Consider the following 25,976-nt stretch of genomic DNA (forward strand, 5'->3'; position numbering starts at 1 on the left):
CTCCCTACCCAAAGCTCTTGCGCACCTTGACGAACAGGTACGGCTCGAACGGAAGCTCGCGGTGCTCGACCTGGGTGACGACGCCCGTCCCCCGGCCGCCGGCATAGATCTCCCGGTCGCGGATCTTGTGACGGCTGGTCCAGTTGGCCAGCTCGGTGCGGATGGTCAGGTCCTTGCGCGGCCGCCACTCGAAGAAGCCTTCGATCCACTGTTCGAACCTGAACGTGCGGACCTCGCCGACCCGGTAGTAGCGCTGCTCATTCGGGCAGAAGGTGATCACCCCCCAGCTCCACTTGCCGCCCGGCATGTCGCGCGTGAAGCGCACGTCGCAGGTGAACGGCGTCTGGGCCGAGATGCGGCGCTTGCCCAGGGTGACAGGGTCGGTGACCTCGCTCTCCGCCCACGAGGCCCGCATCTTCAGCTGGCCGCCGCTGACGCCCAGCTTGTCGGTCGGCAGGGTCAGGTTGACCTGGTAGAAGTCGCTGGTCCCGTCGCCGATATTGCCCGGCGCCTCGAACACCTTGTTGATCGGGATGACGTCGACCACGTCCTGGATCTCGGCGTGGCGCCACAGCAGCACCAGGGCGCCGCCGCCCCAGAAACGCTTCTCCCAGGCCGTCTCCAGCACCCACTTGCGCTCGGGCACCAGGTCGGGATTGCCGGCGTCGACCGTACCGGTCTCGGTGCCGGCAGACGAGACGAAGTCGCCGAAGTCCAGCTGGCCGACCTCGCGCTCGATCCGCACCCGCAGTTGGTCCGTCGAGGTCGGCGACCAGGTCGCGAGCACCCGGGGCTTGGGATAGAAGAACTTCTTCGAGAGGTCGGTGTCGCCGCTCTGGCTGATCTTCGAGACCTCCAGGCGCGCCCCGGCCTCGACGTTCAGCTTGGGACTGGCTCGCCAGATCGCCTTGCCCGACAGCTCGCCGCGCAGCTCCTCGACCTTGACCTGGGCGGCCGGCAGCGGGATGGCGACGCTGTTCTCGAAATAGCGCGTGTCGCCGTCCAGGACGTTGTAGGCGCCCTCCAGCCCAGCCTCGAACGACAGGCTGTCGCTGCGGCGGTGGCGCAGTTCGGAGCGCAGGATGGTCTCGCCGGTGTCGGTGCGCGACTTGTAGTCCACGAACAGCCGAGGGTCCTCGAAGGTCGAGCCGTAGATCTCGCGATTGAGGTTTTGCAGGACGACCAGCTGCAGGTCCGAACGGGCCGATAGGGCGCGGTCAAAGCGGCCCCCGAACTCGCCCGTCCAACTGTGCAGCTTCTCGCCGGTGACCTCGCGGCCCGGGGTCGGGAAGACCCGCGTGGCGGTCACGTCGCGGTCGTAGCCGAAATATTCGAGCTTGGCGTTGACCCGCGCCTTGCCGCCCAGCGTTGGCCGCTGCACCGCGCCGCGCAGCACGTAGTTGTAGATGGTGTCATAGCCCTTCAGGGCGTCCTTGGCGGTGGGGACGCCCCTGCCGTCGGAGCGCAGGCGCACACCGCCGTCAAAGGTGTTGTCGGTGCGATCCTGGGTGGCCTTCAGCGAGCCTTCCAGGGCGTAATCGCCCTCGCGACGCGAGCCCTCCAGCTCGACGATCGGACCGAACAGGCCGTCCGGATAGACATAGGTCTGGACGTTGACGACCTTCTGCACCTGGACCGTGCGCTTGAGCACGATGTTGGCCATCACCGTGCGGCCCTGCATGTCGATGCCCGGCGCCCCGCCGCGGATCAGGTCGATGCGCTCGACGGTGGTGGCCGCGATCCGGCGCAGCATGTCGTCCAGCGATTCGTTCTTGGTCGTCGGACGCTCGCCGTTGATCAGCACATTGCCGGCCGCGCCGGCGAAGCCCCGGACGTTGTCGCCCTGCTCCAGGTTGAAGCCGGGCAGGCGGGTGATCATGTCCAGCGCCGTGCTGGGCTGGGCGGTGGCGAAGAATTCGGGCGGGTAGGGGATGACGCCGCGCTGGGACGGCTCGACGTCCTGGGCGGCCGGGGCAGGGGCCAGGGCGGCGGTGGAGAGGGGTGGGTCGGCGTCGAGCGGAGCAACCCCCGCCATGGCCATCAGCAGCACGCTTGCCAGCATCCGTCCGTTCCCCTTTTGAAGGCCCTCCCCAGGGACTTCGTTCTGCGGGGGCAACGTGGCCGGGGGCGCGGTGCGTTGAAAGTTACAAGCGTGAAATGTGGATTAAACTTCCGACACGTTGCCAGTGATCACTGTCGCGGAGCCGCTTGCGGCAAGGCTTTGCCGGCCCTAGGTGCTCGGGCTCGAAGGAGCCTCTGATGACCGACGCCGTGACCCCGCTGACGACGAACAACCTGGCCGGCAGCGACGGCGAGGCCTTGCTGGCGCTGAACAACGCCCATGCGGTGGAGCTGTCATGGCTGGAGCCGGAGCGCCTGGCGCACCTGGTGAGCGAGGCCTTCGTCGCGCGACGCGTCGGGGTGGCGGACGCCCTGCTGCTGACCTTCGACCAGGCGGCCGACTATGACAGCGTGAATTACCTGTGGTTCCGCGAGCGGTATCCGGCCTTCGTCTATGTCGACCGGGTGGTGGTGGCCGACAGCGCGCGCGGCAGAGGCTTGGCGCGGGCGCTGTATGACGACCTGTTCGCGGCGGCTCGGGCGGCCGGGCATCAGCGGATCGTGTGCGAGGTCAATTCCGATCCGCCCAACCCAGCGTCGGACAAGTTCCACGCGGCGCTGGGGTTTGTGCCGGTGGGGACGGCGGCGATCCACGGGGGGAAGAAGACGGTGACGTATCTGGAGCGGGTGCTTGCCTAAAAACCGCTCATCCCCGCGAAAGCGGGGACCCAAGCGGCAGTGGAGCGTAGGGCGCAACGGCTAGAATGTCAGACTCGGCTTGGGTCCCCGCTTTCGCGGGGATGAGCGGTGGGGTGGTTAAACCGCCGTCCCACCCACCGTCAGGCCTGTGATCTTCAAGCTCGGCTGGCCCACGCCCACCGGCACGCCCTGGCCCGACTTGCCGCACACCCCGATGCCGGGGTCGAAGTCGAAATCATTGCCGATCATCGTCACGCGCGTCAGCGCGCTCGGCCCGTCGCCGATCAGGGTCGCCCCCTTCACGGGCGCGGTGATCTTGCCGTCCTCGACCAGATAGGCCTCGGTGCACTGGAAGACGAACTTGCCGTTGGTGATGTCGACCTGGCCGCCGCCGAAATTGGCGCAGTACAGGCCGCGCTTCAGCGAGGCGATCATCTCCTGCGGATCGTCATTGCCGGCCAGCATGCCGGTGTTGGTCATGCGCGGCATCGGCATGTGGGCGTAGGACTGGCGGCGACCGTTGCCGGTGGCCTTCATGCCCATCAGGCGCGCGCTCATGCGGTCGTGCATGTAGCCCACGAGAATACCGTCCTCGATCAGGATGGTGCGTTCGGTGGGCGTGCCTTCGTCGTCGACGGTCAGCGAGCCCCGGCGGCCGGCCAGCGAGCCGTCGTCGAAGACCGTGACGCCCTTGGCGGCCACGCGCTCGCCGATGCGGCCCGAGAAGGCGCTGATGCCCTTGCGGTTGAAGTCGCCTTCCAGGCCGTGGCCGACGGCCTCGTGCAGCAGCACGCCGTTCCAGCCCGGACCCAGGACCACGTCCATTTCACCGGCCGGGCAGGCGATGGCGTCGAGATTGACCAGCGCCATGCGCAGGGCCTCGTCGACCTGGCCCTGCCACTTGTCTGGGCTGATCCAGGCCGAGAAGCCGGCGCGGCCGCCGGCGCCGGAGCTGCCGGTTTCGCGACGGCCGTCCTTCTCGACGGTGACCTGGACGTTGACCCGCACCAGCGGGCGCACATCGCGGATCAGCTTGCCGTCGGCGCGGAGGATCTCGACCACGCGGCGCTCGCCGGCCATCGAGGCCATCACCTGCACGACGCGCGGGTCGCGGGCGCGGGCGAAGGCGTCGATCTCCTGAAGCAAGGACACCTTGTCGGAGAAGTCGGGCGCGCTGACGGGGTTGTCTTCGCCGTACAGCTTTTCATTCGTGGAGCGCGGGCCTTCGGCGCTGACGCCGGCATAGCCGCGCTTGGCCAGCTTGGCCGAATCGGCGGCGCGGCCGATGGCGGCTTCGGAAATCTCGGCGGCGTGGGCATAGCCGGCTGTCTCGCCGGCCACCACGCGCAGGCCAAAGCCTTCGCCGGAATCGTAGGAGGCGCTCTTGAGGCGTCCGTCGTCGAAGACGAAGGCCTCGCTCTCGGAGCGTTCGAGGAACAGCTCGCCGTCGTCGGCGCCGGCTAGAGCCTCGCCGAGGATCGACTGGGCGCGGTCACGATCGACGCCGGCGGCGTCCAGCAGGGAAGGGGCGGAGATGGGAGCGTTCATGCCTTACAGGTAAGACTTCCGAGCGCATCCGTCACCCCGCCCCTTTTGTCGCAAGGCGGATCAGTACTCCCGGCGGACCTCGCCGGAGCCGGTGATCTCGCTGCTGACCGACTTGGGTTCGGTGCGCAGTTCGACGTCGCCGCTGCCGGAGATGTCGATCTTGGCCTTGCCCGTGGCGAAGATCGCGCCGCCGCCGCTGCCCGAGACCGCCACGACGGCGTCCTTGGCCTTCAGGTCGGTCAGGTTGGCGTAGCCCGAGCCCGAATTGTCGACCGTGGCCACCTCGACCCGGCCCGTCGCATTGACATCACCGCTGCCGCTGACCGTGACGCCGATGGCCGGATGGTCGTAGCGGCGGATGTCCAGGTCGCCCGAGCCGCGGATGTCGAAGCGGGTGACGTCCGGAGCGATGACCGTGATCTTCACCCGTTCGGAGTCGCTTTCGATCCGCAGGCCCTGGACGTCGATGGTCACGCGGTCGTGGTCGACCCCGTCGCCGCCGTCCAGGAAGATGCGGCCGCCGTCGACGCGCAGGCGGTTGACGTAGTCCTTGGGGCCGGACGCCACGACCTTGGCCTCGGCGCCCTGGACGAAGACCACGTCGACCGGCAGGTCGATAGTCAGCTGGTCCTTGCCCGTCCACGGCAGGGTGCGGTCGATGCGCGGCGAGGTCGCCTGGCCGGTGACCGTGACCTTGCGGGTCGAGCGGATCACCTTGCCGTCTTCGCGGACGATGACGGTCTCGCCATTGTCGTCGAAGGGCAGGGTCCAGCCATTCTTGATGATTTCCGGGCCGGCGATGGCCGCCACCGCGGCGAAGCAGCCGACGGACAGCGCGAAGCTGGCCCCGGCGACGATGAGCGTATTGCGGATCAACATGGTCCCCTCCTCTTCCGCTCAGGCTTGTTCGATGGCCGGCTTCAGCAGCCGGTAGTGAAGGCGGGCGTACCAGACGACCGCGTTGAAGACCCCGATGGTCACCAGCGTCAGCAGGGCGCCGAAGCAGGTGGCCAGGCCCATCAGGCCCAGGCCCGCCAGGAAGGCGGTGATCGGGCCGCCGGGCGGGGCGGTAAGCGGGCCGGCCGCGAACACGAAGCCGCCGGCGACGAACATGGTCACCACGGCGACCAGGAAGCCGAACAGGACGCCCAGCACGCCCATCAGCAGGGGCAGCAGGAACATCACGTCCAGCGCGCCCAGGCCGATCAGCGCGATGATCGCGCCCATGGCGTTGGACGGCGTCTTCTTCTCTTCCCAGGACTTCAGCCCGGCCTCGGCGCGCATCTCGCGGGCCAGGCGGTCGGGATCCCCTAAGGCGGCGGCGACCTCGGCCTCGGTGCGGCCGGCGGCCTGGCCGTCGGCGAAGTGGGCCTCGTGGTCGGCGACGATGTCGGCGATCGTGGTGACCGGCAGGCCGGCCAGGCCGCGACGCAGACGGGTGATGAACTCGGCGCGGGTCATGCGGAAGCTCCCACGATGTCGTTGACCGCGGTCGAGAAGGCGGTCCATTCGGCCTTCTGCTGTTCCAGGCTCTGACGCCCGGTCTGCGTCAGGCGATAGTATTTGCGCGGCGGACCGCTCTGGCTTTCCACCAGATAGGTCTCGACCAGCCCATCCGACTGCATGCGGCGCATCAGCGGATAGATCGTCCCTTCCCCCATATCGATGTCCTTCGTGAGCCTGCTGGCGATCTCGTAGGCGTAGCTGTCGGCGTGCGAGAGCAGGGCCAGCACGCACAGCGCCAGCACGCCTTTCTTCAGTTGGATCTCAATCGTTTCCGGCACGGCGTCCTTGGCCTCCGTTGATGGCTACCATTTACCGCCTGGTACTGGGCATCGCAAGGTACCTATCAATGAACAATGCGTAATGATCCTTGGCGCTTTGAAGGGGTGGTCCGACGCCGCTTTCGGGGTGGTGTTGAGAGGGGTTCGCAACTAGCTCCGCCCTTGTGACACAAAGCGAGCAATCCCATGTCGCGCACGTGGTCTCTGGCGCTTGGCAACCGCTAGCGATGCGCGTATGCAGCCTCCGGACCGACCATCGAGCGGACTGGGCGTCGACGCGCGACTCACCTGTGAGCAGCATCGATTGCAGAGGGCCGGCCCGGGGGTCGTAATACGCAGAATCGGCGCGGCGCGGCCTTGGGTATTCCTGGGTCAACTCGCCGCCGAAACGGGCCGTGAGGGATATGAAGGCGCATTTTTCGGGGATTCGGCGGGTTTTGACGGGCGCGTCCGCCCTCGCCGCTACGATGATGTTCGCGGGGAATGCCCTCGCTGAAGATCTGCTGGGCCAGCCGACGCCGGGGGCGATCGACCTTCAGCCGGCCGCTTCCGAGCTGAAGCACCACGCGATCCAGTTCCACAACCTGGTCCTGATGCCGATCATCACGGCCATCACCTTGCTGGTGCTGGGCCTGCTGATCTGGATCGTGGTGCGCTACAACAAGAAAGCGAACCCGGTTCCGGCCAAGTTCAGCCACAACACCACGGTCGAGATCATCTGGACCCTGGTCCCGGTGCTGATCCTGATGGTCATCGCCATCTTCTCGTTCCGCCTGCTGTTCCACTACAACGACATGCCCAAGCCCTACATGACCGTGAAGGCCACGGGCTATCAGTGGTACTGGGGCTACGAGTATCCGGACCAGAAGATCAGCGAGATCGTGTCGCTGCCCCTGACCAAGGAACAGGCCGACGCCAAGAAGGTCCCGTACCTGCTGGCCGCCGACAAGGCGATGGTCGTCCCGGTCAACCAGGTGGTCCGCGTGCAGGTCACCGGCGCCGACGTGATCCACGCCTTCGCGCTTCCGGCCTTCGGCCTGAAGATCGACGCCATCCCCGGCCGCCTGAACGAAACCTGGTTCAAGGCCGAAAAGGTCGGCGTCTATTACGGCCAGTGCTCGGAACTGTGCGGCGTCGATCACTCGAACATGCCGATCGAGATCCAGGTCGTGACCCAGGCCCAGTTCGACGCGTGGGTTAAGGAAAAGGTCGCTCCGCCGGCTCCGGCCGCCGCGCCGGCCGCTCCGGCCGAAGGCGCTGCGCCTGCCGCCGCCGCCGCGACCCCCGCCTCGGCTCCGGCCGCCGCCCCCGCTTCCGCTCCGGCCGCGGCTCCCGCCGCGCCGGCGGCCTAAGACTACGTAGGATAGAAGTCCGATGGCTCACGCCGCAGACACTCACGGCCACGGCGGTCACGACGACGCCGACCACAAGCCGCCCTTCATCGCCCGCTGGTTCTTCTCGACGAACCACAAGGACATCGGCACGCTGTACATCCTGTTCGCCATCATGGCGGGCCTGGTCGGCGGCCTCCTGTCGGGTCTGATCCGCTGGGAGCTGATGCACCCGGGCATCCAGGTGTTCACCGACAACGGCCTGCTGGCCCAGCTCGGCGTCTTCAAGGGCAAGCACGGCTTCAACGCCGTGGTCACCGCCCACGCCCTGATCATGATCTTCTTCATGGTCATGCCCGCCATGATCGGCGGCTATGGCAACTGGTTCGTGCCGATCATGATCGGCGCGCCGGACATGGCCTTCCCGCGCATGAACAACATCTCGTTCTGGCTGCTGGTCGCCGCCTGGATCCTGCTGGTCAGCTCGATGTTCGTCGACGGCGGCCCGGGCCACGGCTTCGGTGGCGGCTGGACGATCTATCCGCCCCTGTCGACCATCGGTCACAAGGGTCCGGCCATGGACCTGGCGATCCTGTCGCTCCACCTGGCCGGCGCTAGCTCGATCCTGGGCGCGATCAACTTCATCACCACGATCTTCAACATGCGCGCGCCGGGCATGACCCTGCACCGCATGCCGCTGTTCGCCTGGTCGGTGCTGATCACCGCCTTCCTGCTGCTGCTGTCGCTGCCCGTCCTGGCCGGCGCCATCACCATGCTGCTGACCGACCGTAACTTCGGCACCCACTTCTTCGACCCGGCCGCCGGCGGCGACCCCGTCATGTTCCAGCACCTGTTCTGGTTCTTCGGTCACCCGGAAGTGTACATCCTGATCCTGCCCGGGTTCGGCATCATCAGCCACATCGTCTCGACCTTCTCCAAGAAGCCGGTCTTCGGCTACCTGGCGATGGCCTACGCGATGGTCGCCATCGGCTTCGTCGGCTTCGTCGTGTGGGCGCACCACATGTACACCGTCGGCATGAGCATCAACCTGCGCGCCTACTTCGTGGCCGCCACGATGATCATCGCCGTCCCGACGGGCGTGAAGATCTTCAGCTGGATCGCCACGATGTGGGGCGGCTCGCTGGAGTTCAAGACGCCCATGCTGTGGGCGATCGGCTTCATCTTCCTGTTCACCGTCGGTGGCGTGACGGGCGTCGTCCTGTCGAACGCCGGCATCGACTACAGCCTGCACGACACCTACTACGTCGTCGCCCACTTCCACTACGTGCTGTCGCTGGGCGCCGTGTTCGCCATCTTCGCCGGCTTCTTCTACTGGTTCGAGAAGATGTGGGGCGTGAAGTACAACGAGTTCCTGGGCTGCCTGCAGTTCTGGATCATGTTCGTCGGCGTGAACCTGGTGTTCTTCCCGCAGCACTTCCTGGGCCTGCAAGGCATGCCGCGTCGCTACGTCGACTATCCGGAAGCCTTCGCGAAGTGGAACTACGTGTCGTCGGTCGGCTACATGATCACCGCCGCTGGCGTGGGTGTGTTCCTGATCCTGCTGCTGGAAGCCGCGATCCGTCGTCGCCCGGCCGTCGCCAACCCGTGGGGCGAAGGCGCCACGACGCTGGAATGGACGCTGTCGTCGCCGCCGCCGTTCCACCAGTTCAGCGAACCGCCGGTGATCAAGGAAGACAGCCACCACTAGGCTGACTTCCGGCTCAATCCGGACCTAAAGCGGGGGCGCGGCGGGGATCCTTAAGGGTCCAGGCCGCGCCCTTCGCCCATTCAGACCGATATATTCCCCTCGATGTCGAAGACCCTCGCCATGACCTCGGAGACCGCTGCGCCCGACACCACGCAGACCGCCAGCTGGAAGGACTACTTCCAGCTGATGAAGCCGCGCGTCATGTCGCTGGTGGTGTTCACGGGCCTGACGGGCCTGCTGGCCGCCCGCGCGCCGATCCATCCCGTGCTGGGCGCCATCGCGGTGCTGTGCATCGCCGTCGGGGCCGGGGCCTCGGGCGCGCTGAACATGTGGTACGACGCCGACATCGACCAGCAGATGCGCCGCACGCGCGGCCGCCCGGTGCCCGCCGGCAAGGTCAAGGGCGAGGAAGCCGCCTCGCTGGGCGTCGTCCTGTCGATCCTGTCGGTGATGTTCCTGGGGTTTGCGATCAACTGGTTCGCGGCCGCCCTCTTGGCCTTCACCATCGTCTTCTACGCCGTCGTCTACACGATGTGGCTCAAGCGCTGGACGGCGCAGAACATCGTCATCGGCGGCCTGGCCGGCGCCTTGCCGCCCGCCATCGGCTGGGCCGCGGCCACGGGCCACGCGCCGCTGAACGCCTGGCTGATGGTCGCCATCATCTTCTTCTGGACCCCGCCGCACTTCTGGGCTCTGTCGCTGTACGTCACCACCGACTACGCCAAGGCCGGCGTGCCGATGCTGCCGGTGGTCAAGGGCGCCAAGGAGACCCGCAAGCAGATCCTGCTCTACAGCCTGCTGCTGATCCCGATCTGCCTGTCGCCGGTGCTGACCGGCCTGGGCGGCCCGATCTATCTGGCGGTCGCGGCTCTGGGCGGCGCGGTGTTCCTGATCCTGGCCTGGCGGGTGTTCGCCAGCAAGGCCGGCGACGCGGCCGATCCGCGCGTGGCCGACCGGGCTTTGTATGAAGTCACCGAAGACGAGAAGGCCGCCGGCTCGAAAGCCGCCCGCAACCTGTTCGCCTTCTCGATCCTGTATCTCTTCGCCCTGTTCGCCGCCCTGCTGGGCGAGGCCGTGGCCAACGTGCACGCCCTGGAGCTGCTCAAGTGAATCAACCGGTCGACAACAACGAAGCCGCCAAGAAGGCGCGGAACGGGCGCAACATCGCGCTCGCCCTGGGCCTGGTGGCTTTCGTCCTGCTGGTGTTCGTGGTCACCCTCGTGAGGCTCGGCGGCAATGTCGCGCACCCGCACTAAGAAGCCCGATTCGGAACTGACCCCGCAGGAGCTGGCCGCCCGCCGCAACGGCAAGGTGGCCCTGATCTGCGCGGCGGCGTTCTTCGGCATGATTGGCGCGGCCTATGCCGCCGTGCCGCTTTACAAGCTGTTCTGCCAGGCCACCGGCTTCGACGGTACGGTGCGCAAGGCGCAGGCCGCCCCGACCAAGATCCTGGACCGCAAGGTCACGATCCGCTTCGACGCCAACATTCGCGAGCTGCCCTGGCAGTTCCAGACCCTGCAGGCCAGCCAGGACATCCGCATCGGCGACACGGGCCTGGCCTTCTTCAAGGTCACCAACCCCACCGACAAGCCGCAGACCGGCCGGGCGCTGTACAATGTGGTGCCGGAATCGGCGGGTCCGTACTTCCAGAAGCTGGAGTGCTTCTGCTTCTCCAGCCAGACGATCCAGCCCCACCAGACGGTGGAATTTCCGGTCGTCTATTTCGTGGATCCCCAATTCGCGGACGATCCCGAGACCAAGGGCAAGAACGAGATCACGCTCAGCTACACGTTCTTCCCGGCCGTCGAGGACGATAAGAACAAAAAAGTCGCCGCCACGGCGACGCCTCGTATCGTGGAACCCCTTGGCGGCGCACCGTCGAGAGGGCTATAGCGTTCACAACGACCATGTCGCGGGGGGAACCGGCGACGTGATCAGAGGGATATAAGGGTTAGCAGCAACATGGCCGGCGCCGTCAAACACGACTACCACATCCTTCCGCCCAGCCCGTGGCCGTTCGTCGGCTCGATGGCCGCGACCGTCATGGCGATTGGCCTTATCGGCTGGATCAAGGGCGGCGTGTTCGGCATCGAGAAGGGCAACTGGGCCATCTTCGCGGCCGGCTTCGCGGGCGTGCTCTACACCATGTTCGGCTGGTGGTCGGACGTGGCCAAGGAAGCCAAGGCCGGCGACCACACCCCGGTCGTCTCGATCGGCCTTCGCTACGGCATGATCCTGTTCATCGCTTCGGAAGTGATGTTCTTCGTGGCGTGGTTCTGGATGTTCTTCGAGATGGCGCTGTTCCATCACCACCGCACCCTGTCGGGCATCGAAGAAGTCCGCACCGCCTGGGCCACCTGGCCGCCCGCCGGCGTCGAGACCGTCTCGCCCTGGCACCTGCCGCTGGTCAACACCCTGACCCTGCTGCTCTCGGGCACCACCGTCACCTGGGCGCACCACGCTCTGCAGGTCGGCGACCGCAAGGGCGCCAAGTGGGGCCTGATCCTGACCATCCTGCTGGGCGCGCTGTTCACCTGCATCCAGGTCTATGAATACGCCCACATCAACCACGAGCAGCTGTTCTACTCGGAAGCCGCGGCGAACTCGGGCCTGTACGGTTCGACCTTCTTCCTGGCCACCGGCTTCCACGGTTTCCACGTGTTCGTCGGCACCCTGTTCCTGATCGTGTGCCTGATCCGCCTGCTGAACGGCGCCTTCACGCCCAAGCAGCACTTCGGCTTCGAAGCGGCGGCCTGGTACTGGCACTTCGTGGACGTGGTCTGGCTGTTCCTGTTCGCGTTCATCTACGTGATCTTCGGGGCCTCGGCCCACTAGATCCAAAGATCCAGAGGGGCCCGGAACGCAGACCAGCGTTCCGGGCCTTTTTCGTTTCAAGGCCCTGCTTGTCGATGACCAAGACCAACCCCTACGCCGCCGGCGCGCGCGGCCTGTGCCCCCACTGCGGCGAGGGCTATCTGTTCGAGGGCTTCCTGAAGGTGGCCCCGACCTGCGAGGCCTGCGGTTTCGAGCTGGGCAAGTTCGAGACCGGCGACGGCGCGGCGACCTTCGTGATCCTGATCGCCGGCACGGTCTGCGCGTTCGGGGCGCTGTTTTCGATGTTCGCCTGGAACTGGCCGGTGTGGCTGCTGCTGATCGTCTGGCTGCCGGCGGTGCTGGTCATCACCCTGGGCCTGATGCGACCCGCCAAGGGGCTGATGGTCGCTGCTCAGATCGCTCAGAAGGCTTCGGAAGCGGGGCGCGCCGATGTCTGAGCCTACCCCGAAGAAACCCGGCTTCCCGATCGGCCTGACGATCGCCACGGGCGTCTCGTTCGCCATCCTGTGCGGCCTGGGCGGCTGGCAGATGCAGCGCCTGCACTGGAAGGAAGACCTGCTGGCCCGGGTCGAGAAGCTGAAGACCGCGCCCGCCGTGCCGTTGGCCAGCGTGCTGACGGCGACCGCCAAGCCCGAGGACCTGGCCTGGGAGAGGGTCAGCGTCGACTGCGCCGACGTGCCGGGCGAGGCTCTGCCCCTGGCTTATGGCGTGCGCGACGGCGACATGGTCTGGCGGGCCCAGGCGGCCTGCGGGATCCAGGCGGGCGGCTATGACCTGATCCTGGTCGATCGTGGCGTCGTGCCCGGCCTGACCGGCCAGGTCCAGGCGCCGGCCAAGGCCTTCGCCGGCCCGCGCCAGGTCATCGGCGTGCTGACGCCGATCAAGCAGATGGGGGGCGACCGCGCCCAGGTGTTCGCCCGCTACCCTGGCCGCAAGCCCGCGCCGCTGGTGCTGATGGCCGAGCGCGAGACCCCGGCGCCGGCGGAAATCACCCCCGCGCCGTTGCCGGCAGAAATTTCCAATCGGCACCTGGAATACGCTCTGACGTGGTTCGGTCTTGCCGTAACCCTGCTGTTTATCTATGCCGCCATGCTCTGGCGGAGATTGAGACCCTGATGCGCTACGTGTCGACCCGCGGCCAGTCCGCGTCCATCGGCTTCCTGGATGCGGTGCTGGCCGGCCTGGCCCCCGACGGCGGCCTGTACGTGCCCTCCGAGTGGCCCAGCTTCACGAAGGCCGAGATCGCCGGCTTCGCGGGCAAGCCCTACGCCCAGGTGGCCGCCGCCGTGGTCGGCAAGTTCGTGGGCGACGACATCCCCAAGGACGACCTCGCCCACATGTGCGAGGAGGCCTATGCCAGCTTCGCCCACACGGCCGTCGTCCCGGTCAAGCAGCTGGCGGCCAACCGCTACCTGCTGGAGCTGTTCCACGGCCCGACCCTGGCGTTCAAGGACGTCGCCATGCAGCTGCTGGGTCGCCTGTACGACTACGTGCTGGAGCGCCAGTCGCGGAAGATGACCATCATCTGCGCCACCTCGGGCGACACCGGCGGCGCGGCTGTCGAGGCGTTCCGGGGCCGCAAGAACGCCCGCATCGTCGCCCTCTTCCCGGAAGGCCGCATCAGCGAGGTGCAGCGCCGGTTCATGACCACGGCCGTCGACGGCAACGTGGCCTGCATCTCAGTGCTGGGCTCGTTCGACGACTGCCAGGCGATCGTCAAGCAGGCCTTCCAGGACGACCAGTTCCGCCACGCGGTGGACCTGTCGGGCGTCAACTCGATCAACTGGGCGCGGATCGCGGCCCAGAGCGTCTATTACTTCACCTCGGCCGTCGCCTTGGGCGCGCCCGAGCGGGAAGTGGCCTTCGTGGTCCCCACCGGCAACTTCGGCGACGCCTATGCCGCCTTCGTGGCCAAGAAGCTGGGCCTGCCGATCCACTCGGTGACCGCCGCCACCAACTCCAACGACATCCTGGCCCGCGCCATGGAGACGGGCCGTTATTCGCGCGGCGCCGTGGCCGCGACCCAGAGCCCGGCCATGGACATCCAGGTCGCCAGCAACTTCGAGCGCCTGTACTTCGAGGCCGTGCGCCGCGACGGCACTGAAACGGGCCGCGCCTTCCGCGCCTTCGCCGACACGGGCCTGCTGGACATCCCGCCGGGCGCCCACGCCTGGATGCGCGAGCTGTTCCGCGGCGCCTCGGTCAGCGAGGCCGACACCGCCAAGACCATGCTCTCGACCCTGAACGAGACCGGCGAGGTCATCGATCCGCACACCGCCGTCGGCCTGGCCGCCGCGCAAGGGCTGGACGTCCCCGCCCACGTCCCGGTCGTGGTGCTGTCGACCGCCCACCCGGCCAAGTTCCCCGAAGCCGTCCAGGCCGCCACGGGCCTGCTGCCGTCGACCCCACGCGCGACGCCGGACCTCTCCAAGAAGCCGGAGAAGTTCGAGCGCCTGCCCGCCGACGGCTCGTCGATCAAGGCGTTCGTGCGGACCTTCGCGGCCAATACTTGAGGCGCCACTGGTGTTTAGGCGCGCGAGCGCCTAGATACCCCGCCACATGACGACCACTCTCCGCACCCTCCCCAACGGCGTCCGCGTCGTCTGTGACCCGATGCCGGGCCTTGAAACCTTGGCCCTGACGGTCGTGGCGGGACGCGGAGCGGCCTACGAGGATCCGGCGCGGTCGGGCTGGTCGCACCTGCTCGAGCACATGGTGTTCAAGGGCGCGGGCGGCCGTTCGGCCCGCGACATCGTCGAGGTCATCGAGAACCAGGGCGGCTCGATCAACGCCGCCACGGGTTATGAACGCACCAGCTTCCAGGTCCGCGCCCTCAAGGGCGGCCTGAACCTGGGCATGGACGTCATCGCCGACCTGCTGCGTCGCCCGACCTTCGACCCGGCCGACCTGACCCGCGAAAAGCAGGTGGTGAAGCAGGAGATCGCCGAGGCCGCGGACGCGCCCGACGACTATGTCTTCGACCTGATCCAGCGCGCCAGCTGGGGCGACCACCCGGTGGGCCGTCCGATCCTGGGCAGCGACGAGACCGTCGACGCGGCCAGCATCGAGGCCCTGTCCGACTGGCGCGCCCAGCTCTACGCCGCCGACCGCCTGGTGGTCAGCGCCACGGGCGCAGTCAATGAGGCCGAGCTGATGGCCGCCGCCGAGCGTGCCTTCGGCGACCTGCCGGCGACGGCTGGTGCGACCGTCCCGCAGCCGGCGACCTTCATCGGCGGTCTGCAGGCCGAAACCCGCAAGCTGGAGCAGGCGCACCTGGTGTTCATGCTGCCGGCCTGCGGTTCGCGCGACGACGACTATTTCGCCCTGCGCATCTTCGCCGAGACGCTGGGCGGCGGCATGTCCTCGCGGCTGTTCCAGGAGGCGCGCGAGAAGCGCGGTCTGGCCTACAATATCGACGCCTATGCCGACACCTATGCCGACCATGGCGCGCTGGGCATCTATGCCGGCTGCGCGGCCGGCGACGCGGTCGAGACCGCCAAGGTCTGCGCCGAGGAGCTGGTCAAGCTGGCCGCCAAGATCGATGACGCCGAGCTGGCCCGCGCCAAGGCCCAGCTGAAGGCCCACATGTTCATGGCCCGCGAGCAGCCCCTGGCCCGCGCCGAGCAGGGGGCCGGGCAGGTCCTGCTGTTCGACCGCCTGTATCCGCCGTCGGAACTGGCCGCCGAGGTCGATGCGGTCACCCCCGCCGACGTCGCCCGCCTGGGCCAGCGCCTGCTCTCCGGCCAGGCCGCCACCGCCGTGCTGGGCGCCAAGTCGGCCTTGAAGGCCGGTGAGGCGTTCTCCAAGGCTCTGGCCTAGGGATCGAGGGTGCGGCCGTGAATGCCTTGCTGCCGTTCCTGAAGACCCGCCCCCGTCTGCAGCTGGAGGGCAACGCCGTCTATCTGCGGCCGCCGCGTCCGGGCGACCATCGGGCTTGGGCGGCCCTGCGCGCCAAGTCCCGGCCGTTCCTGGAGCCCTGGGAGCCGACCTGGCCCGAGCACGACCTGACCCCCGCCGCCTTCCGCGCCCGCCTGTCGGCCTATGCCCGCGAGCTGGAGTTGGGCGAGGCCTATCCGTTCTTCATTTTCCGCCGCGAAGACCACGCCCTGGTCGGCGCCCTGCGGCTTTTCCACGTGCGGCGTGGTGTCGCCCAGACCGGATCGGTCGGCTACTGGATCGGCCAGCCCTTTACCCGCCAAGGTCACATGCGCGACGCCGTGCAGACCTTGATCCGCTTTGCTTTCACCGGTCTGGGTCTCCATAGACTTGAGGCCGCATGCATGCCGGAAAACCACGCTTCGGCCGCGCTTTTGCTGAAATGTGGCTTTTCCGAAGAGGGATATGCGCCCGCTTATTTGAAAATTAACGGCGGTTGGCGAGATCATCGTCTGTTCGGCATGGTCGCGCCCGAGTAGCGGGTGGCCCCGGCCGAGAGTTTGGGACGGGCATGTCTTTTCGTACCGGTGAGCGACGCATCTGGGACACCACCGCCACGCTGGAAGCGTTGGGCGGGGCCGATGTCGCGCTGTGGATCTGGGAGCCCGAAGCCGACCGCCTGCGCCTGAACGGCGCGGCTCGTGCTCTGGGCCTGGGGCCGCTGGCTCCGGAATGTTCGTCGGCCGCCTTCCGCGCTCTGGCTTTGCCGCAGGACCGCGCCCAGGCCGAAGAAGTTCTCAAGGTTCGTGAGCCCGGCTGTGAAGTGGTCGCCCGCTTCCGCGTGCGCGGCGGCGAGACCTGCCTCTGGCGGGGCGTATGGCTGGAAGAGGGCGTTCGCGCCGCCGGCGTCGTCGCCCCCGAAACGAAATTCACCGCCTCCGAGCGCGACGAGCTCACCGGCCTGCTCGACCGCCGCAGCTTCGTCGCCCGCGCCCGCGAGCGCCTGGGCCAGGACGGCATGCACGAGCTGGTCGTCGCCGACCTGGACCGCCTGCGCCGCCTGAACGAGGCCCTGGGCCACGAGCGCGCCGACCTGGTGCTGGCCGCCCTGGGCTCGCGTCTGGCCGCCGCCTTCCCGTCCGACGCCCTGCTGGGCCGCATCGGCGAGGACGAATTCGCCGTGCTGTGTGAACCGCAGGGCTACGAGCCGGCGGACATGCTGCGCTCGGCCCTGGAGCAGCCGCTGCGCGTGGCCGGCTTCGACATCCACCCGACGCTGTCGATCGGCGCGGTCTCGGCCGAGGGCGGCCTGGACGCGCCGGACGCCTGTGAACTGATCCGTCGCGCCGAACTGGCCGTCGAGGCCGCCGCCTCCGCTGGCCGTGGCGGGGCCGCGGCCTACGGCCGCTCGATGGAGACCGACGGCCTCTCGCGCCTGGCCCTGGAGGCCGACCTGCGCGGCGCCATCGCCCGTGGCGAGATCATGCCCTACTTCCAGCCCGTGGTGCGCCTGTCGACCGGCGCGCTCTCGGGCTTCGAGGCCCTGGCCCGCTGGATCCACCCGCGCCGGGGCATGCTGCCGCCCGACGAGTTCCTCCCCCTGATCGAAGAGATGGGGCTGATGAGCGAGCTGGGCGCGCACATGATGCACACCGCCGCCAAGCAATTGGCCGCCTGGCGCGACGCGCACCCGGCGATGGGCGCCCTGACCGTCAGCGTGAATCTGTCGACCGGCGAGATCGATCGTCCGGGCCTGGTGGCCGACGTGGCCGAGACCCTGCGCGTCAACCGCCTGCCGCGCGGCGCCCTGAAGCTGGAAGTCACCGAAAGCGACATCATGCGCGATCCCGAGCGGGCCGCCGTGATCCTGAAGACCCTGCGCGACGCGGGCGCCGGCCTGGCGCTGGACGACTTCGGCACCGGCTTCTCGTCGCTGTCGTATCTGACGCGCCTGCCGTTCGACACGCTGAAGATCGACCGCTACTTCGTCCGGACCATGGGCGGCAACGCCGGCTCGGCCAAGATCGTCCGCTCGGTCGTCAAGCTGGGCCAGGACCTGGACCTGGAAGTCGTCGCCGAAGGCGTCGAGAACGCCGAGATGGCCCGCGCCCTGCAGTCGCTGGGCTGCGACTACGGCCAGGGCTTCGGCTACGCGCCGGCCCTATCGCCGCAGGAAGCCGAGGTCTATCTGAACGAGGCCTATGTGGACGGCGCCGCGCCGGTGAAGGCGCGGGGCTAATTCCAGACCCTCCCCCCAGCGGGGGAGGCGGCCGAAGGCCGGAGGGGGAAGTGCTGCTGGGCCGGCCTCTTCCCTCTCCGTCGGCTGCGCCGACACCTCTCCCTCGGGGAGAGGGTCTCTAAGCCCGGCCCGCTGTCGCCGAAAGATGATCCGCCGTGATCCCCAGCTTGGCCAGGGCGCGGGTCCATTTGTGCTCGTGGTCCTCGTCGAACAGGATGCCCTCGTCGGCGTCGCAGATCAGCCAGATGTTGTCGCGCAGCTCCTGCTCCAGTTGGCCCGGACCCCAGCCGGCGTAACCCAGGGCCAGGATCGCCTTGCGCGGCCGGCGCATGCGGCTGGCCATGGCGTCCAGCACGTCGCGGGTGGCGGTCAGGCCCAGGCCGTCGGCCACCGGCACGGTCGACTCCGGCGAGTTGAAGTCGTCGGTGTGCAGGACAAAGCCCCGCTCGCGCTCGATCGGCCCGCCTAGCAAAACCAGGTCGCCCGGCGCCTGGATGTCGGACTTCACGCCCAGCCGGTCCAAGAGTTCGTAGACGGTCAGGCCATCGACAGGCCGGTTCACGGCCAGGCCCATGGCCTGTTCTTCGTCATGGGCGCACAGATAGAGCACCGTGCGCTCGAAGCGCGGATCCTCGATCCCAGGCATCGCCACGAGCAAGCGTCCGGTCAGGAAGTCGGCGTCGTCGTCTTCTTCGTCGATGAAGCTGGCCATGAAGAGAGCATTGGCTTTCGGTGTGACGGTTTCAAGTCGCAGACGTTATGAATGCGTGCTTGGCGGCGCCCTCGGCGAGGGATATGCGATCAAGCGCAATTCAATCGCACACACGAGGAAACACGGCCCATGGCGATCCAGGTTGGCGACACGCTGCCCGCGGCGACTTTCATGACCAGCACGGCCGAAGGGCCGGCCCCGCTGACCACCGACGACATCTTCAAGGGCAAGACCGTCGCCCTGTTCGCTGTCCCCGGCGCCTTCACCCCGACCTGCTCGGCCAAGCACCTGCCGGGCTTCAAGGAGAAGGCCGCCGAACTGAAGGCCAAGGGCGTCGACACCATCGCCTGCGTCTCGGTCAACGACGTCTTCGTGATGAAGGCCTGGGGCAAGGATCAGGGCATCGACGGCGAAGTCCTGCTGCTGGCCGACGGCAACGGCGATTTCACCCGCACCATCGGCCTGGACTTCGACGGTTCGAAGTTCGGCATGGGCGGTCGCTCGCAGCGTTATTCGCTGATCGCCAAGGACGGCGTCGTCACCCAGCTGAACATCGAGGAAGCCGGCCAGTTCAAGGTCTCGTCGGCCGAGTACCTGCTGGAACAGCTGTAAGATCCAAGGGCGCGGCGGCTGCCGCCGCGCCTTTACCCCTGCACGATCGCTTCGTGCAGCGCCTGGATCCGCTTGTTGAGCGCCCCCAGGTCCTCGCCTTCCATGCCGGACCGCTCCAGCAGCGTGTCGTTCAGGCATCCCGACTGGCCCAGCAGAGCCCGTCCAGCCTCCGTCATCGTCACCTCGACCCGCCGCTCGTCCTCGAGCCCGCGCCGCCGCGCGACTAGGCCGGCGGCTTCCAGGCGTTTGACCAGGGGGGTCACGGTGCTGGACTCCAGGTCCAGCCGTTCGGCGATGCCGCCGATGGTGACGCCCCCGTCTTTGCTTTCAGGGGCCTCGCCCAGCACGTTCAGCACCAGGTACTGCGGATAGGTCAGGCCCAGCGCGTCCAGCAGGGGCTTGTAGGCGCGGGTGATGGCCATGCTGGTCGCATACAGCGTGAAGCAGATCTGCTGATCCAGCGGGCGCGGGGGTGGGGTCTTCGTCGTCATGGATCCTTCTTACCACGAAAAAGGATATCGCGATAAAGAAAATGGTGGACACGCTGTCGCGGTCGGCCTATGACGCTTTTCGTTATCGCGATAACAATTATCGCAGACAAGAGATGAGGGTTGATCCATGAGCCAGTCGAACCAAGCTTCCCGTCGCGGCGTGATGACTGCCGGCTTCGGTCTCGCCGCCGTGGCGGCCGCCTCGCTGGGCCAGAGCGCCCAGGCTGCGACCCCGAAGGCTGCCAGCACTCCGCACGCCGCGAACCGCGCCGAGAGCGGCTTCGTCACCGCGAAAGACGGCGTCCAGATCTTCTACAAGGACTGGGGTCCCAAGGACGCCCAGCCGATCGTGTTCCACCACGGCTGGCCGCTCAGCGCCGACGACTGGGACGCCCAGATGATGTTCTTCCTGCTGAAGGGCTATCGGGTCATCGCCCATGACCGTCGTGGCCACGGCCGCTCGACCCAGACCGACAGCGGCAACGAGATGGACACCTATGCCGCCGACGTCATCGCCCTGGCCGACCACCTGGATCTGAAGAACGCCTTCCACGTCGGCCACTCGACCGGCGGCGGCGAGGCCATCCACTACGCCGCCCGCGCCAAGCCGGGCCGGGTGGGCAAGGTGGTGCTGATCGGCGCGGTGCCGCCGGTGATGCTGAAGTCGGCCAAGAACCCGGGCGGCCTGCCGATCGAGGTGTTCGACGGCTTCCGCTCGGCCCTGGTCGCCAACCGCGCCCAGTTCTTCCGCGACATCCCCGAAGGTCCGTTCTTCGGCTTCAACCGTCCGGGCGCCAAGGTCAGCCAGGGCCTGATCGACAACTGGTGGCGCCAGGGCATGACCGGCGGCGCCAAGGCCCACTACGACTGCATCAAGGCGTTCTCGGAGACCGACTTCACCGACGACCTGAAGAAGGTCGATGTCCCGGTCTTCATCATGCACGGCGAAGACGACCAGATCGTCCCGATCGCCGACAGCGCTCACCTGGCCATCAAGCTGGTCAAGAAAGGCACGCTGAAGACCTATCCGGGCCTGCCGCACGGCATGGCGTCGACGCATCCCGAGGTGATCAACGCCGACCTGCTGGCGTTCTTCAAGGCGTAGGCTGAGCCAAGCGGAACCTCGTCCTTCGACAAGCTCAGGATGAGGTTCCTACTGCGCTGACATTCGAAGTCGTCCTCACCCTGAGCTTGTCGAAGGGCGAGGGCGGCTTCGTGGCGTTTAGGCCCCCAGAACCTCCGGCGTCATCGCCGCGAAGTCCTCGGCGCCGATCATCACCCCGGCCGCCGCGCCCGGTACCTGGGCCAGCACCGCCTCGGCGAACACCCGCGCCAGCGCCCGCTTGCTCTCCGCCCACGCCGCGTCCGCCTCGCCATCAGCCGCCAGGGCGCCCTTGGCCAGCATCCAGCCGCCCACGACATCACCCAGCAGTTTCTGATAGGCCGTCGCGCCGGACAGCGCGTCCGGCATCGAATTGGCGCGGCGCTCGATCAGCCAGGCGGTGGCCGAAGCCGCCGCGTTCAGGGCCGCTTCCAGGCGCAGGCCGACGGCCTTCAGCGGGCCGGCATTCAGCAGTTCGATGGTGTCGCGGATGTCGTCCATCAGGTCGGCCATGGCCTGGCCTTCGCCCAGCATCAGCTTGCGGCCGACCAGGTCGATGGCCTGGATGCCGTTGGTGCCCTCGTAGATCGGGGCGATGCGGGCGTCGCGATAGTGCTGGGCCGCGCCGGTCTCTTCGATGAAGCCCATGCCGCCGTGGATCTGCACGCCCAGCGAGGCGACCTGGACGCCGACATCGGTCGACCAGGCCTTGGCGATCGGGGTCAGCAGTTCCTCGCGCAGCTTGGCGGCCGTGCGGGTGGCTTCATCCGAGGCGGCGCGCGAGAGGTCGGCGGCGACGGCGGTCGACAGGCAGATGCCGCGCGCGGCTTCGATGTGGGCCTTCATCAGGACGAGCGTGCGGCGGATGTCGGGGTGGTCGAACAGGCGCGAGGGATAGGCGCCGGTCCAGGCTGAGCGACCTTGGACGCGCTCCTGCGAGAACGCCAGCGCCTGCTGATAGGCGCGCTCGGCGATGGCCGTGCCCTGCGTCCCGACCTGCAGGCGCGCGGCGTTCATCATCGTGAACATGTTGGGCAGGCCTTGGCCCAGGCCGCCGACCAGTTCGGCCTTGGCGCCCTCGAACAGCATCACGCAGGTGGGCGAGCCGTGGATGCCCAGCTTGTGCTCCAGCCCGCCGACGCGCACGCCGTTGGCCTCGCCCAGCGCGCCGTCTTCGCCCACCAGCACCTTGGGGGCCAGGAACAACGAGATGCCCTTCACGCCTGGAGGCGCGTCGGGCGTGCGGGCCAAGACCAGGTGGATGATGTTGTCGGCGGCGTCGTGGTCGCCCCAGGTGATGAAGATCTTCTGGCCGGTGATCTTCCAGCCGCCGTCGCCATCTGGAGTCGCCACCGTGGTCAGGGCCGCCAGGTCCGAGCCGGCCTGGGGCTCGGTCAGGTTCATCGTGCCGGTCCACTCACCCGAGACCAGGCGCGGCAGGTAGAGATGCTTTTGGCTGTCGGAGCCGTGGTGCTCCAGCGCCTCGATCGCGCCCAGGCTCAGCATGGGGCACAGGCCGAAGGCCATGTTGGCGGCCTGGACCATTTCCAGCACGGCCACTTCCAGCGTCTTGGGCAGGCCCTGGCCGCCGTGCTCGACCGGCGCGGCCAGGCTGGCCCAGCCGCCTTCGGCGAATTGTTTGTAGGCGTCGGCGAAGCCGGGGGCGCAGCGGACCACGCCGTTCTCGAGTTTCGCGCCCACCAGGTCGCCCTGGCGGTTCAGCGGGGCCAGCACGTCGGCGGCGAAGGCGCCGGCCGCTTCCAGCACCGCCGCCACCGTATCGGCGTCGGCTTCGGGAAAGGCGTCGGCCAGCCGCCCGAAATCCGCCGCATGTCGCAGCGAGAAGGCAAGGTCACGAACGGGCGCGCGGTAGGTCATGCCGAAAAACTCCAGACGGTCGCGGCCTGTTTAGGGAGGGTGACGTTACGTCGCCAAGCCGCTCGCGGCTTTCTGTGCAAGATCACGGTCTCGTGATCGCGTGGCGGGCGCCGGGCCCTTCCATCCCACGGTGGAGTTCCTAATTCGGGGAAACAGTAACTGCTGCTGTTTTAGTTTTAACTGGAGCTTCCTCCCCGATGATCCGTCCCTACGCCTATGCGGCGCTCGCCGTTGCCCTCTTCACGGCCCCCGCCGCGCTGGCCGCGCCGGGCGTCTCCTCGACCAAGCCGGCCGATCTGCCGGCCGGCCACTACGTGCTGGACAAGACCCACGCCGTGCTGACCGCCAAGCTCAAGCACATGGGCTTCTCGAACTACACCCTGCGCTTCACCAAGCTGGACGCCGACTTCCACTATGATCCCAAGGCGCCGGAAGCCTCGAAGATCAACGTGACGATCGACCCGGCTTCGCTGGACACCGCCACGGGCGCCGACGCCTTCGGCCTGAAGTTCAACAAGGAGCTGACCGGCGACGGCTGGCTGGAAGCGGCCAAGTATCCGACCATCACCTTCGTCTCGACCGCCATCAATGTCGGTGACGGCCAGCACGGCTCGGTGACCGGCGACCTGACCTTCCACGGCGTGACCAAGCCCGTGACCCTGGACGTCATTTTCAACGGCGTCGGTTCGGGCATGATCCCGCTGCAGACCCGCACGGGTTTCTCGGCCTCGACGACGATCAAGCGTTCGGAATTCGGCGTCGGCAAGTACGCCCCGCTGATCGGCGACGACGTCACGCTGAACATCGAAGTCGAGTTCGAAAAGAAGTAAGCGTTACCCAAGCGTGACAGCCGAAAGTGGATGCCGGTTTCGGCGCCCGTCACGCGCCAAGTAAGAGTCCAGGGATCTGGGAGACCTGCATGGCCGAGAGCCGTACGCGCTACACGACGGTGGCGATCGTCATTCACTGGCTGATCGCCGCGGCCATCATCTTCCAGATCATCCTGGGCTGGCGGATGGGGGACGGTCCCAAGGGGCCGACCACCTACGCCCTGTTCCAGCTGCACAAGTCGATCGGCATCACCATCCTGCTGCTCAGCCTGGCGCGGCTGGCCTGGCGGCTGTTCAACAAGCCGCCGGCCCCGCCCGAGGGCCAGCCGAAGTGGGAGAAGATCGCCTCGCACGTCGTGCACTGGGGCTTCTACGTGATCATGATCGGCCTGCCGGTGACGGGCTGGATCATCGTCTCGACCAGCCGGGTGCCGATCCCCACCTTGCTCTACGGGACCGTGCCGTGGCCGCACATCCCGGGCCTGCCCGAGCTGGCGGCCGGGGCCAAGCACGCCTGGCACCAGGCCGGCGAGCTGGGTCACGGCGTGTTGGTCAAGACCACCTACCTGCTGCTGCTCCTGCACCTGGGCGCGGTGGCCAAGCACCAGATCCTCGACCGCGACGCGGTGTTCGGCCACATGGCCGCCGGCGCCAAGCCGGGGATCAAGGAGCCGCGCCTGTGGCTGGCCGCCGCCGGCCTGGCCGCTGTCGTCGCCGCCGGCTACCTCTACATGCCGGCCGTGAAGGCCCCGGCTCCCGCGCCCGCGCCAGTCGAGGAACCCGCTCCCGTCGCCGCGCCGGCGCCGGCTGACACTGCAGCGCCCGTCGCCGAGGCACCCGCGCCGGCCGAATCCGCTCTGAAGGACCCGGTCGCCTGGGCCGTGCAGAAGAGCTCGACCCTGACCTTCACCGCCACCTGGTCGGGCAGCGGCATCGACGGCCGGTTCAAGACCTGGAGCGCCGACATCCTGTTCTCGCCGGAAGCCCTGGACCGCTCGAAGGTCACGGTGAGCATCGACATGGCCTCGGCCGCCACCGGCGACGACCAGCGCGACCAGAGCCTGCCCAGCGGCGACTTCTTCGACACCGCCGAGCATCCGAAGGCGACCTTCACCGCGACCAAGTTCCGCAAGACCGGCGAGGGCAAGTTCGTCGCCGAAGGGACCCTGGACCTGCGCGGCGTGAAAAAGCCGCTCAGCCTGCCCTTCACCCTGAAGATCGACGGCGACACGGCGACCGCGCGGGGTGTAACCACCCTGGACCGGACGACATTCGGAGTTGGACAGGGCGAATGGGCGTCGACGGACGAAATCGCGGCGAAGGTGAAGGTCAGCTTCGCGATCACCGCCAAGAAGAAATAGCGGCGGCCGCTAGCGCCTTGCGCGCCGGCGGGCTGGTCCTGCTGCCGACCGAGACGGTCTACGGGCTGGGGGCCGACGCCTCGAACCCGGCGGCCGTGGCGGCGATCTTCGAGGCCAAGGGCCGCCCGCGTTTCAACCCGCTGATCGCCCACGTCGCCGACCTGGAGACCGCCGCGCGGATCGCCGATCTCGACGACCGCGCCTACGCCCTGGCCCGCGAGTTCTGGCCGGGCCCGCTGACCATCGTCGCGCCGATCAAGGACACGAGCGCGGTGTGCGACCTGGCGCGCGCGGGCCTCGACACCGTCGCCATTCGCGTGCCGGGCCATCCGGTCTCGCATGCGGTGCTGGAGGCGTTCGGCGGGGCCGTGGTCGCACCCTCGGCCAACCGCTCAGGCCGGCCCAGCCCCACCACCTATGCCGACGCCGTGGCCGAGACCGGCGACAAGGCCGCCGCCGCCCTGGATGGCGGACCGTGCGCCGTGGGTCTGGAGTCCACCGTCGTCTCGGTGCTGGACGGCTATCCGCGCCTGCTGCGCCCCGGCGCCGTCACCCGCGTCCAGCTGCAACAGATCGTCGGCCCGCTGGCCGAAGCCGACGACGACGCCAAGCGCTCGCCGGGCCGCCTGGCTTTGCACTACGCCCCCGACGCGCCGGTGCGGATCAACGCCAAGGCCCCCGAGGCCGGCGAGGCCTATCTGGCGTTCGGCGACTGGCCGGAAAGCCCGCGCGTGTTCAATCTCAGCCCGGCTGGCGATCTCGCCGAAGCCGCCGCCAACCTTTTCGCGTACCTGCGCGCCGCCGACCGTCTGCGCCCCTCGGCCATCGCCGTCGCGCCGATCCCGGAAGATGGCCTGGGCGAAGCGATCAATGACCGGCTGCGCCGCGCCGCCGGCTTCGTAGGATAAG

The 25,976-nt window shown here is 68.0% G+C and carries 26 protein-coding genes and 1 pseudogene; 19 read left to right on the forward strand and 8 right to left on the reverse strand.

Annotation, left to right across the window (positions count from 1 at the left end; translation table 11 throughout):
• Window positions 1-4: 4 nt before the first annotated feature.
• Window positions 5-2,062 (reverse strand): TonB-dependent receptor plug domain-containing protein, encoded by a 2,058-nt coding sequence (locus AC07NF_RS08340; protein WP_494633621.1) that lies wholly within the window; start codon window positions 2,060-2,062, stop codon window positions 5-7.
• A 197-nt stretch (window positions 2,063-2,259) separates the two neighbouring features.
• On the opposite strand from AC07NF_RS08340, the gene AC07NF_RS08345 reads away from it, so the two are divergent.
• Entirely contained in the window at window positions 2,260-2,760 is a 501-nt protein-coding gene (locus AC07NF_RS08345; RefSeq protein WP_494633623.1) for a GNAT family N-acetyltransferase, read from the forward strand.
• Window positions 2,761-2,877: 117 nt separating this feature from the next.
• Here AC07NF_RS08345 and tldD read toward each other — a convergent pair whose 3' ends face one another.
• Genes tldD through AC07NF_RS08365 form a run of 4 tightly spaced genes read right to left on the reverse strand, consistent with a single transcriptional unit; the run spans window position 2,878 to window position 6,092 of the window.
• On the reverse strand, window positions 2,878-4,308 hold the full coding sequence (gene tldD / locus AC07NF_RS08350; protein WP_492813783.1) for a metalloprotease TldD: 1,431 nt from the start codon (window positions 4,306-4,308) through the stop codon (window positions 2,878-2,880).
• 60 nt (window positions 4,309-4,368) lie between these two features.
• The gene (locus tag AC07NF_RS08355; protein ID WP_492813785.1) at window positions 4,369-5,187 is read right to left on the reverse strand and encodes a GIN domain-containing protein; all 819 of its coding nucleotides are present in this window, start codon (window positions 5,185-5,187) and stop codon (window positions 4,369-4,371) included.
• An 18-nt stretch (window positions 5,188-5,205) separates the two neighbouring features.
• Window positions 5,206-5,769, reverse strand: a complete 564-nt coding sequence (locus AC07NF_RS08360; protein WP_492813786.1) for a DUF1700 domain-containing protein — start codon at window positions 5,767-5,769, stop codon at window positions 5,206-5,208.
• Window positions 5,766-6,092, reverse strand: coding sequence for a PadR family transcriptional regulator (locus AC07NF_RS08365; protein WP_492813788.1), 327 nt, complete (start codon window positions 6,090-6,092; stop codon window positions 5,766-5,768). The genes AC07NF_RS08360 and AC07NF_RS08365 overlap by 4 nt, the downstream gene beginning before the upstream one ends.
• Before the next feature lie 404 nt (window positions 6,093-6,496).
• Here AC07NF_RS08365 and coxB point away from each other — a divergent pair, with 404 nt between their 5' ends.
• From coxB to AC07NF_RS08430, 13 genes and pseudogenes are all read left to right on the forward strand, one after another.
• Complete coding sequence (coxB, locus tag AC07NF_RS08370; protein WP_492813789.1) at window positions 6,497-7,444, forward strand: cytochrome c oxidase subunit II; 948 nt, start codon at window positions 6,497-6,499, stop codon at window positions 7,442-7,444.
• Window positions 7,445-7,466: 22 nt separating this feature from the next.
• Window positions 7,467-9,131 (forward strand): cytochrome c oxidase subunit I, encoded by a 1,665-nt coding sequence (ctaD, locus tag AC07NF_RS08375; protein WP_492813791.1) that lies wholly within the window; start codon window positions 7,467-7,469, stop codon window positions 9,129-9,131.
• Window positions 9,132-9,233: 102 nt separating this feature from the next.
• Window positions 9,234-10,241 (forward strand): heme o synthase, encoded by a 1,008-nt coding sequence (cyoE, locus tag AC07NF_RS08380; protein WP_494633629.1) that lies wholly within the window; start codon window positions 9,234-9,236, stop codon window positions 10,239-10,241.
• The gene (locus AC07NF_RS08385; protein ID WP_492813794.1) at window positions 10,238-10,387 is read left to right on the forward strand and encodes a cytochrome c oxidase system small membrane protein; all 150 of its coding nucleotides are present in this window, start codon (window positions 10,238-10,240) and stop codon (window positions 10,385-10,387) included. The genes cyoE and AC07NF_RS08385 overlap by 4 nt, the downstream gene beginning before the upstream one ends.
• The gene (locus AC07NF_RS08390; RefSeq protein ID WP_494633632.1) at window positions 10,368-11,024 is read left to right on the forward strand and encodes a cytochrome c oxidase assembly protein; all 657 of its coding nucleotides are present in this window, start codon (window positions 10,368-10,370) and stop codon (window positions 11,022-11,024) included. Before AC07NF_RS08385 ends, AC07NF_RS08390 begins: the two co-directional genes overlap by 20 nt.
• Window positions 11,025-11,093: 69 nt before the next feature.
• The gene (locus AC07NF_RS08395) at window positions 11,094-11,966 is read left to right on the forward strand and encodes a cytochrome c oxidase subunit 3 (RefSeq protein ID WP_291877769.1); all 873 of its coding nucleotides are present in this window, start codon (window positions 11,094-11,096) and stop codon (window positions 11,964-11,966) included.
• A gap of 74 nt (window positions 11,967-12,040) precedes the next feature.
• Window positions 12,041-12,403 (forward strand): DUF983 domain-containing protein, encoded by a 363-nt coding sequence (locus AC07NF_RS08400; RefSeq protein ID WP_494633636.1) that lies wholly within the window; start codon window positions 12,041-12,043, stop codon window positions 12,401-12,403.
• Window positions 12,396-13,082 (forward strand): SURF1 family protein, encoded by a 687-nt coding sequence (locus AC07NF_RS08405; RefSeq protein ID WP_494633639.1) that lies wholly within the window; start codon window positions 12,396-12,398, stop codon window positions 13,080-13,082. The genes AC07NF_RS08400 and AC07NF_RS08405 overlap by 8 nt, the downstream gene beginning before the upstream one ends.
• Entirely contained in the window at window positions 13,082-14,479 is a 1,398-nt protein-coding gene (gene thrC, locus AC07NF_RS08410) for a threonine synthase (RefSeq protein ID WP_494633642.1), read from the forward strand. The genes AC07NF_RS08405 and thrC overlap by 1 nt, the downstream gene beginning before the upstream one ends.
• Window positions 14,480-14,525: 46 nt before the next feature.
• Window positions 14,526-15,785 (forward strand): M16 family metallopeptidase, encoded by a 1,260-nt coding sequence (locus AC07NF_RS08415; protein WP_494633646.1) that lies wholly within the window; start codon window positions 14,526-14,528, stop codon window positions 15,783-15,785.
• Between the two features lie 17 nt (window positions 15,786-15,802).
• Window positions 15,803-16,381, forward strand: a complete 579-nt coding sequence (locus AC07NF_RS08420) for a GNAT family N-acetyltransferase (protein WP_494633649.1) — start codon at window positions 15,803-15,805, stop codon at window positions 16,379-16,381.
• A gap of 32 nt (window positions 16,382-16,413) precedes the next feature.
• A complete protein-coding gene (locus AC07NF_RS08425) occupies window positions 16,414-18,081 on the forward strand; it encodes a putative bifunctional diguanylate cyclase/phosphodiesterase (RefSeq protein WP_494633651.1) in 1,668 nt (555 codons plus the stop codon).
• A gap of 7 nt (window positions 18,082-18,088) precedes the next feature.
• Window positions 18,089-18,208 (forward strand): annotated as a pseudogene (locus tag AC07NF_RS08430) (hypothetical protein); the annotation flags it as partial.
• On the opposite strand, the gene AC07NF_RS08435 reads toward AC07NF_RS08430, so the two are convergent.
• Entirely contained in the window at window positions 18,200-18,793 is a 594-nt protein-coding gene (locus AC07NF_RS08435; protein WP_492813807.1) for a YqgE/AlgH family protein, read from the reverse strand. The pseudogene AC07NF_RS08430 and the gene AC07NF_RS08435 sit on opposite strands and share 9 nt — an antisense overlap.
• Before the next feature lie 129 nt (window positions 18,794-18,922).
• Between AC07NF_RS08435 and AC07NF_RS08440 the strand changes: the two genes are divergently transcribed.
• Window positions 18,923-19,405 (forward strand): peroxiredoxin, encoded by a 483-nt coding sequence (locus AC07NF_RS08440; protein ID WP_492813809.1) that lies wholly within the window; start codon window positions 18,923-18,925, stop codon window positions 19,403-19,405.
• Window positions 19,406-19,437: 32 nt separating this feature from the next.
• Here the strand turns inward: AC07NF_RS08440 and AC07NF_RS08445 are convergent, their stop codons facing one another.
• Window positions 19,438-19,896 (reverse strand): MarR family winged helix-turn-helix transcriptional regulator, encoded by a 459-nt coding sequence (locus AC07NF_RS08445; protein WP_494633653.1) that lies wholly within the window; start codon window positions 19,894-19,896, stop codon window positions 19,438-19,440.
• A gap of 127 nt (window positions 19,897-20,023) precedes the next feature.
• Here AC07NF_RS08445 and AC07NF_RS08450 point away from each other — a divergent pair, with 127 nt between their 5' ends.
• A complete protein-coding gene (locus tag AC07NF_RS08450; protein ID WP_494633655.1) occupies window positions 20,024-21,001 on the forward strand; it encodes an alpha/beta fold hydrolase in 978 nt (325 codons plus the stop codon).
• Between the two features lie 117 nt (window positions 21,002-21,118).
• Here the strand turns inward: AC07NF_RS08450 and AC07NF_RS08455 are convergent, their stop codons facing one another.
• Window positions 21,119-22,876, reverse strand: coding sequence for an acyl-CoA dehydrogenase family protein (locus tag AC07NF_RS08455; RefSeq protein WP_494633657.1), 1,758 nt, complete (start codon window positions 22,874-22,876; stop codon window positions 21,119-21,121).
• A gap of 197 nt (window positions 22,877-23,073) precedes the next feature.
• Between AC07NF_RS08455 and AC07NF_RS08460 the strand changes: the two genes are divergently transcribed.
• The 3 genes from AC07NF_RS08460 to AC07NF_RS08470 all read left to right on the forward strand — a co-directional run bounded on the left by AC07NF_RS08460 (window position 23,074) and on the right by AC07NF_RS08470 (window position 25,975).
• Window positions 23,074-23,706, forward strand: a complete 633-nt coding sequence (locus AC07NF_RS08460) for a YceI family protein (protein WP_494633659.1) — start codon at window positions 23,074-23,076, stop codon at window positions 23,704-23,706.
• 89 nt (window positions 23,707-23,795) lie between these two features.
• Window positions 23,796-25,067, forward strand: coding sequence for a YceI family protein (locus tag AC07NF_RS08465; RefSeq protein WP_494633661.1), 1,272 nt, complete (start codon window positions 23,796-23,798; stop codon window positions 25,065-25,067).
• Window positions 24,998-25,975 (forward strand): L-threonylcarbamoyladenylate synthase, encoded by a 978-nt coding sequence (locus AC07NF_RS08470; RefSeq protein ID WP_494633663.1) that lies wholly within the window; start codon window positions 24,998-25,000, stop codon window positions 25,973-25,975. Before AC07NF_RS08465 ends, AC07NF_RS08470 begins: the two co-directional genes overlap by 70 nt.
• Window position 25,976: the final 1 nt, after the last annotated feature.

The organism is Caulobacter sp. GW821-FHT10A06, from assembly GCF_059415805.1.